The 8,632-nt window shown below is 57.1% G+C and carries 7 protein-coding genes and 1 tRNA gene; all 8 read left to right on the forward strand.

What is annotated here, in order from left to right; translation table 11 throughout:
- Position 1 precedes the first annotated feature (1 nt).
- Positions 2-1,177: a DNA repair exonuclease gene (locus AB1Z34_RS09530; protein WP_070652904.1), complete on the forward strand. Its 1,176-nt coding sequence runs from the start codon at positions 2-4 to the stop codon at positions 1,175-1,177.
- A 3-nt stretch (positions 1,178-1,180) separates the two neighbouring features.
- Positions 1,181-3,838, forward strand: coding sequence for an AAA family ATPase (locus AB1Z34_RS09535; RefSeq protein ID WP_367158263.1), 2,658 nt, complete (start codon positions 1,181-1,183; stop codon positions 3,836-3,838).
- 14 nt (positions 3,839-3,852) lie between these two features.
- The gene (locus tag AB1Z34_RS09540) at positions 3,853-4,344 is read left to right on the forward strand and encodes a MarR family winged helix-turn-helix transcriptional regulator (RefSeq protein ID WP_070595719.1); all 492 of its coding nucleotides are present in this window, start codon (positions 3,853-3,855) and stop codon (positions 4,342-4,344) included.
- Between the two features lie 70 nt (positions 4,345-4,414).
- Complete coding sequence (locus AB1Z34_RS09545; RefSeq protein ID WP_070437896.1) at positions 4,415-4,867, forward strand: MarR family winged helix-turn-helix transcriptional regulator; 453 nt, start codon at positions 4,415-4,417, stop codon at positions 4,865-4,867.
- 169 nt (positions 4,868-5,036) lie between these two features.
- Entirely contained in the window at positions 5,037-6,239 is a 1,203-nt protein-coding gene (locus AB1Z34_RS09550; protein WP_367158264.1) for an ABC transporter substrate-binding protein, read from the forward strand.
- 30 nt (positions 6,240-6,269) lie between these two features.
- Positions 6,270-7,445, forward strand: a complete 1,176-nt coding sequence (locus tag AB1Z34_RS09555; RefSeq protein WP_038628438.1) for an iron ABC transporter permease — start codon at positions 6,270-6,272, stop codon at positions 7,443-7,445.
- Complete coding sequence (locus tag AB1Z34_RS09560; protein ID WP_367158265.1) at positions 7,445-8,236, forward strand: ABC transporter ATP-binding protein; 792 nt, start codon at positions 7,445-7,447, stop codon at positions 8,234-8,236. Before AB1Z34_RS09555 ends, AB1Z34_RS09560 begins: the two co-directional genes overlap by 1 nt.
- A 93-nt stretch (positions 8,237-8,329) precedes the next feature.
- Positions 8,330-8,402 (forward strand) — tRNA-Arg (locus AB1Z34_RS09565).
- Positions 8,403-8,632 lie beyond the last annotated feature (230 nt).

Below are 8,632 nucleotides of genomic sequence, written 5' to 3' on the forward strand. Positions count from 1 at the left end.
CATGAAATTCATTCACACCTCAGATTGGCAACTGGGAATGACTCGGTGGTTCCTAGAGCTCGACGGCGGTGAAGCCCAAGCTAGGTTCCACGAAAGTCGACTCAACGCCATCGATCGCATCGGCGAGTTGGCGATTAGCGAAGGCGCTGAGTTCATTGTCGTCGCTGGAGACGTGTTCGATTCCAACACATTGCCGGACAAGGTGTTTTTGCGGGCTCTTGAGCGAATCGCCAAGCTACCCGTGCCGGTGTATTTCCTACCCGGCAACCATGATGCGCTTGATGCTTCTTCCATTTATCGACGTAGTGCTTTCGAATCTTTGGAAGACCGAGGAGTTTACGTAATTCGCGACAGCGCGCCCATTGCAATCCGTGACGGGGTGGAACTCATCGGTGTGCCAGTGCGCGGCAAGTATTCGGCAGACGACATCGTGGCGGAAATAGCCACGGAGCTTGAGCCCGCCGATGGAATCCGAGTGATGGTCGCACACGGCCAAGTAGAAGGCTTTGGTGCTGATGCAGGAGCCACCATTGATCTGACCAGCTTGGAACAAGCTATTGACCGCGGGGCGTTGCACTATGTTGCGCTGGGGGATTCCCACTCCACGAGCCAACTCGATCATGCTGGCAGAGTTTATTTCTCCGGCGCACACGAAACCACAGCGTACGACGACAAAGAACGGGATTCCGGCAATGCACTCGTCGTCGACATTGTAGAGAGCGGCCCCGAAAAGGACTCAGTTACCGTGGCCTCCCACCGAGTGGGGCAGTGGGCTTTTCATGCCATCGACATGGATATCACTGGTGCGGAAGACCTCGATGAGTTCTTTGCTGAACTGGACGGTATCGAGGCGAAGACAGACACAGCGGTGAAGTATTCATTGCGAGGAACCGTGACACTGTCGGAGTCGACTACCTTTGAAAATCGACTTGAGCAGTATCAACAGCTTTTCGCTGCACTTTATCGCCGGGAAAGTGGCTCCGATTTGACGGTGGTTCCGTCCGAGGGGGATATCTCTAATCTCAATCTCACCGGTTATCCGCTCATAGCTGCAGAAAAACTAACGGTCTTGAGCAAAGGGCGAACCGAGAGCGGCAGCCCCCTATCAGAATCTGAAACCACCGCAGCAGCCGATGCGCTTCGCTTGCTGGCGCGCCTGGCCGGAGAGAAGGAATAAATCATGCGTTTTCACGACATCGAATTACACAATGTACGTGCGATTGATTCACTCTCAATCACAGGGCTCGCCGAGCGGGGCGTGGTAGTGATTTCCGGTGAAAACGAGTCAGGTAAGACGACAATCGCCAAAGCTATTCACGTTGCGCTGACGACAAAATGGAAGTCCAGGGCAAGCGAAGCGCTTAGTCTGAACAGTCACTCCAGCCAGGAAAAGCCGCAGGTTAAGCTCCGGCTGGAGCTTGACGGCTACGAATTTACGCTGGACAAGATCTTTGGTAGCACCAAGGACACCGGCACAATCGTCACCGTCCACTCTCCGACAGCCGAGGTTCTTAAAGATGACCAGGCGGAAGAGTGGCTGGCCGCCCGAATGCACAATGCAGACACCAAGAACCTGTGGCAGGTCTTCGTTGCCGAGCAGGGGCAAGCACAAAAGACACTCTCCTTGGGCGGTTATGCGCAGGTCACAAGCGCACTGCAGTCGGCATCGGGGCAGCGCGCGGAAACCGCAGAAGAGGTAGGCCTGTTTGAAGCCGTTGAAGCTGAATACGGCAACTATTTCCAAAAAAATGGCAAAGAGCGCAAGCAGCTTACCGACGTAGACAAGGAGCTGGCGGAAGCCCAGCGGGTGCGCGACGAAGCGGCGAAAAAGGTCCGGGAATTCGAAGCGCTCAATGAGGAAGCTGCTCGTAATGAAGAAAGCCAACACACGCAGCGGGCATCGTTGCCAGAAGCCAAAAACGAAGTCGAGCATTGGGCGCAGGCACTCGAAGAACTCGAAAAGTTCAGGGTTGCCGTGTCCCAGGCACAGGAGGTCTCTGCAGCGGCGAAGCAGCAGCTGGACTTAGCTAAACAGGCTCAGCAAGAGCGGGAAACCTTCATTCAGCAGGCACAAGATGCCAAGGACCAGCATTCCGTCGCAGAGAAGAGAGTTGCTGAACTTAAGGAAGCGTTCGATAAGGAGGTCGCAGCTTTAAAGAAGGCGCAGGAGGATCGCGATGCGGTTGTGACCGCGTACCGCGAAGCTCGAAAAGCAGAAGAGCTGGCTGCAGCTGAAGTCGCATTGGGGGAGAAGCGCGGCTTGGTCGAAGCTCTGTCGAAGCGAGTGGAGAAGCTCGATGAGCTCCGTGCACAATTGGCAGAGCACAAGGAGGTAATTGCACGAAATTCCGTTACCGAGGAGGTACTGGAAAAACTGTTGACCTGCGAACGCGAAGTTGTAACAGCCACCGCTGTGCTGGAGGCATCGAGCCCGAGTGTGCAGCTCTCGGCTAGTAGTGCGCAGGAGGTCACGGTCGACGGCGAGAAAGTGGGGCTAGCGCCGGAGGCTGAGTCAGTTCAACATGCGGTTACTAAGCCGTTGGCCATCGAAGTTGGCGACGTCACGGTTGCTGTCCAGCCCGGAGACGGCTCAGATTCGCAGCAGCGAAAGCTAGGAAAAGCAGAGATTTCGCTCAAGGAACAGCTTGAGGCGGCAGGCGCTGATTCCGTCGCGGAAGCACAAAAGGCACACACTCGACGTCGTGAAGCGGAAAAAGCAAAATTCCAGGTGGAGACATCCATAACTGCGGTGTCCGACGGTGTGGAGTATCACCAGCTCACCGCAGAGTTAGACGATGCGAAGGAAGAAGCACGAGTACAGGGCGAGCGGTATCGGGAACTTGCGGGCGAGGATGCGCCGACGGAGATTGACTTGGTGTCGGCAAAGTCGCGGCTGGAAGAAGCTGCAGTGGGGCGTAGGGATGCCGAGTCGGAGCGTGACAATGCCGATATGCGCTTGTCGAAGCTGGAAAAGCGTCCTGCACACGCCAACTATACGAAGGCTAGCAGCGAGCTTGAAGGGGCTCGGTCCGTCTTGAAGGTGCGCGAAGATTCGCTCACGACGGCGCGAGAAAAAGCCTCGGATGCCGAGATTTTTGCTGCGGTGGAAAACCGAGGCAAGGACTATGAGGTGGCAGAAGAGCAGCTGGCTGCGGCTCTGAAAGAGTTGGCGCAGCGGGATGCCGACGACGTGGAAGCATCGCTCGCGGGCGCTAAGCAGCGACGGGATGCAGTTGAGAATCGCCTGGCTGAGCTGGAAAAGCGCCGGCAAGAGATTCGGGTGCACTTGGACTATTTCGACAGCGCGAATGAGAAGCTGGCAGCTGCTGAGGGGGTAGTGGAGCGAACACAGCGAGATCGGGACTCGATGCGTCGCCGTGCAGCCGCCGCCAAGACTCTTATGGAGGTAATGACACAGGCACGTGCGGCATCGCGGAATGCGCTGGCTGACCCCTTGCTCCGCAAGCTCGAAGAGTACGGCGGCGGTGTGTTCGGTGCGGGAACCCAGTTCACGATGAATGAGGACTTGCAGATTGAGTCACGGTCCAATGCCGATGGCAAGTTCGATGTCGATGAACTATCTGGTGGAGCGCAAGAGCAGCTGGACATTCTGCTGCGCTTGGCCGTTGCCGGTGTCATGGAGGGCGGCCAAGGCGCCCCGGTGATTATTGATGATGCGTTAGGTTATTCAGACGAACACCGTTTGCGGCGGATGAATAATGCTCTTGCCAAAGCGGGGCGCGATATGCAGGTATTAGTCCTGACGTGCGATGAAGCCCGCTTTGATCGTGTGACAGGAGCGGAGTTTATGAAAATTCAGGATTTGGTTTCAAGATAGTAGGCTCTGTACATATGCAAGATGTTCCGTGGTTAAGTGATGAAGAGCAGCGGTTATGGCGCTCAATTCTGAACGCTAAACGGGCCGTTGACAGGTCAATCGACCTTCAGCTGCAAGATTCTCTCGATATTTCCACTGCAGATTTTTCGGTTCTGGTTGTTCTCTCCGAGACTGAAGACAATGTAGTGCGCATGCGCACCCTGTGCGAATCCCTGGAATGGGACCGCAGCCGAATGTCGCATCAAATTACTCGCATGGAGCGACGCGGGCTAGTAACTAAGGAACGCTGCGCCTGCGATAACCGTGGTATTGATGTCACGCTTACTGAACACGGTCGAACCGTGATTGAGAAGGCGGCGCCGAACCATGTGAAGCTTGTGCGCCATGTTTTGTTTGATGTGCTCGGTGAGAATATCGACTATCAGGGGATTTCCGCTGTGCTCGATAAGATTGCAGAGACCGCCAATGCTACGGTCACCGATTCAGTCGACGGAAAAGCAGAGTAGCCAGAAGTTTTTTGTGAGTGTTTTCTCATTTGTCTCCGCTACGAGGCTCTCACCATTAGCCTAGAGCAGTATGAACTCATTTGAATGGCTGAGTGATGATGAACAGCTCTTTTGGCAGTCGATGGTAGCTGCTTTTCGCGAGGTAGAGCGCAATATCGAGCGAAGCCTACGCACTCGAACCGGGCTGACGTTCGCGGACTTTACCCTGCTCATCGCTCTGCATGAGGTAGAGGATGGGATTCTGCATGTTGACAAGATTTGTGATCGACTGAAGTGGAACCATCCCCGCGCGCTGCTGCATACCAACAGGTTGGAAAAGCGCGGATTTATTCACACCGAAGACCACGGCGAAGACCCGGACTCGGATTATGTCGTCGTCTTAACAGGCGTTGGTCGGCACGTGTTTGCCGAGGCGGCGCCGGATTATGTAGACACTGTTCGCCAGGAAGTTATTTCACCACTTGCTAATGAAGACCGCGAAGTGATGCTGAGGTGCTTCCAGTCGGTTCTCGAAAGGAAGTAAGACTTCCACGCCCTGCTAGTAAAACAACCACTAGCAGGGCGCTTTTTTCTCTACGTTTCAAGCTGTAAGGTAAGGCGTGCCTAAAGCAAAGGGGTGACTGTTCACTTCTCTTTGTGCACCCTAAGTACCAAAAATTACGCAGAAATAAACAAGGCAGAAACTGAAACGCATGAGAGTCAATATTTTCGCCAAGGCTAAAACCGCGCCAAAGACCAAAACTCTGGCCGCAATCGGGTGTGCAGCGCTGAGCTTCGTCGCTACAGCATGCGGTGCGGACGCAGAGTCGAACGAGGCTGCCGACAACAAAGGAGAACTCACTGTCACTGATGTCGCAGGTCGCACTGTGACCTTCGACAAGCAGCCAGAACGAGTCGTGCTCGGTGAAGGCCGCGCCATGTTTGTCACCGCGATGCTTGACCAAGAAAACCCGGGTGACCACGTTGTCGCCATGGGCAGCGATTTGCATTCGGGCGCACCGTCGTTTGAAACCAAGCTTTTCGAGACGAACCCCGAGCTGAAAGACATGCCGACCATCGGCAATATCGCCAAGGGCGATGTCACAGTTGAAAACCTCATCTCCCACGACCCAGACGTGGTCGTCATGACCCTTGACCACAAGAAGGCCGCGGAGCAGTCCGGTTTCCTCACCAAGCTCGATCAGGCAGGTCTGAAGTACGTATTCACCGACTTCCGGCAAAAGCCCCTGGAGAATACCGCCAAGTCCGTCGAGCTCCTCGGCCAGATCGTCGATGAGCAGGACAATGCCAAAAAGTTCACCGACTTCTACACTGAGCGCGTCAACGAGATCACCGAACGTGCCGCCAAGCTCGAAGACAAGCCAAAGACCTTTGTCTGGCGAGCAGCTGGTCTCAAGGATTGCTGCTCGACCGTCAACAAGTCCAACCTCGGTGACCTCGTCACAGCAGCCGGCGGTGAAAACCTCGGAGACAGCCTCCTCGACACCGAATCGGGCGACGTGACCGCAGAGAAGGTCCTGTCCGTCCAGCCGGAGAAGATCATCGCCACCGGTGGTTCTTGGGCGCTCGATCCGAAGAAGCCGGAAGTGCTGCCACACGTCGAACTCGGCTACACCGCCACCCCAGAGACCGCACAGCGCACTCTGGAAGGCCTGCTGAAGACTCCGGGTTTTGACACCCTGACCGCGCCGAAGAAGGGTGATCTGTACGCCGCCTTCCACCAGTTCTACGACTCGCCGTACAACGTCTTCGCGCTCGAGCAATTCGCCAAGTGGATTCACCCAGAGGAGTTCGCTGACCTCGACCCGGTCGCTGACTTCGCCAAGTTCCACAAGGACTACCTGCCCTTCGAACTCAGCGGCACCTTCTTCACCGCGCTGGAGCCGACCAAGTAACCCATCTTCCACCATCGAAGAAGGAATCCGATGACTTACACCAATCTGCACGCTCCCGCGTCAGGGCTTGACGACGAACCCCGCGAGTCCACCTCCACCAACGGCAGTGGAGGTCAAGAGTCGCAGCCCGCCACCGAACAGCACGAGTGTCCGTCGTCAAGCACGACCTACGACTCTGCGCGACAGTACCGACGACGCTCGGCACGGAAAATCGCCATCATTGCGGTGCTGGTGGGGCTGGCCGTGTGCGCGTTTGTGGTGGCGACGATTGTGGGGCCGATGGCACTGAGCGTGGGGGACGTCGTCCGTGGCATCGTGAGCCCGAATGATGTGGACGAAACCACTCGTACGGTGCTGTGGAAGCTGCGTCTGCCTGCATCGGTGATGGCAGTGCTGATTGGTGCAGCGCTGTCGCTTGCCGGTGCACAGATGCAGACAATCCTCGATAACCCTCTGGCGGAGCCGTTTACGCTCGGTATCTCGGCTGCAGCGGCGTTCGGTGGGGCGGCATCGATTGTGCTGGGCTGGGTGATTATTCCGCATGCGCAGTTCAACCTGGCGGCCGTGGCCTGGGTATCATCCGTCGTCGCTGTGGCGATTGTGGCGGCGGCGTCGGTATGGCGCGGCTCGGGTAAGGAATCGATGATTCTGCTCGGCATTGGTCTGGTGTTTCTATTCCAAGCGCTGTTGGCGCTGTTGCAATACCGCGCGACTACCGAGGCGCTCCAGCAGATTGTGTTCTGGACGATGGGCTCGCTACAGCGCGCGAACTGGGTGGCCAACGGCATCATTGCGGCGGCGCTGCTAATCGCTATTCCGTTCACTATCCGCTATGCGTGGGCGCTGACGGTGTTGCGGCTTGGCGATGCCCGAGCAAAAGCCGTGGGCATCAATGTGGATAGGCTGCGCATTGCGACGCTGATTGTAGCCTCGCTGCTGGCAGCAACCGCAGTGGCCTTCGCCGGCATCATCGGCTTCATCGGACTGGTCGGCCCACACATTGCACGCATGCTGGTCGGTGAAGAACAGCGCTTCTTTGCCCCGGCATCGATGGCGGCAGGCGCGGCGCTGCTTGCGGCAGCTCATGCGGTATCCATCACGGTGGTGCCGGGTGTGGCAGTGCCGATTGGCATCATTACCGCAATCGTCGGTGTCCCATTCTTTGTTGGCTTGGTTTTTCTGCGTAAGAGGACGGTGTGGAACTAATGGGCGTATTTCTCGATGTCAATGACGTAGCTGCAGGCTATGGCAAGCGGAAGGTGCTGCGCGGGGCGTCGATGCGCACGCTGAAGCCGGGTACGGTGACGGGTTTGCTCGGGCCAAACGCTGCGGGTAAGTCCACACTGATGACCACCCTGGCGGGGATTCGAAAGCCCATGTCCGGGGAGATTGTGCTGACCCGTGACACTGAGCGGGTCATCGGCTCCGAACTGCGCGATGTCGTCGGCTACGTGCCGCAGGATCTGCCGGCTAGCGCCTCGCTGACCGCATTCGAATCGGTACTGGTCTCTGGCCGGCGCGCCGGGCGTCTGCGCGTGCGCGGCTCCGAGATTGAGCACACTGCGGCGGTTCTCCGGAAGGTTGGTATTGAGCACCTTGCCGACCGCTTCGTCGGCGAGCTCTCCGGCGGTCAGCGTCAGCTCGTCGCCGTCGCGCAGATGTTTGTCCGCGATCCCGAGGTCATGCTTCTCGACGAACCCACCTCCGCCCTCGACCTGCGCCACCAGGTGGAACTCCTACAGCTCGTCCGCGCGGAGGTCGCCTCACGGAGCTCCTTGGCGCTCGTCGCAATCCACGATCTCAATCTCGCAGCCCGCTACTGCGATGAGCTTGTCATGCTTCACGACGGCCACGTGGTTGCCCAGGGGAGTCCTGCTGACGTTCTCACACCGGATCTTTTGGCCCGCGTCTATGGAATTCGAGCCCGCGTGCTTAATGATGGAGGCGTGCCTGTGGTGTGTCCTATTGAGGAAGACCAGGTTTCTGAGGCCGCATAGTGCGGATTTGGCTGGGGTGCGGGGCATTTCGCTAATCGCCCCAGCCAAGTGGTAACATCTCTTCTCGTTGCACTTGTTGTACTTGTGCCCCACGCCCCCGTAGCTCAGTGGATAGAGCGCCGGTTTCCGGTACCGAAGGTCGGAGGTTCGACTCCTCTCGGGGGCACGTTTTATCCCTTAAGCGGTTAGGTTCGATTAGATTCGCCTGGTTGCTTGAGGGATTTTTGTTTCGGGTGTACCTGGCGGAAGCGAGCCAATCCGAGTTACTGACTGCGTTTATGACAAAAATGACCCAAAAAATGGCCGGTAGGGTCAGGCGGTCATTGCATCATGGATAACACCAGAGATTACCTCCCGGGGAGTTAACCCGTCGAGCACTACCCGTGGCCGGTTATT

It is taken from the genome of Corynebacterium sp. 045007, assembly GCF_040743205.1.
GTDB lineage: Bacteria > Actinomycetota > Actinomycetes > Mycobacteriales > Mycobacteriaceae > Corynebacterium > Corynebacterium jeikeium_D.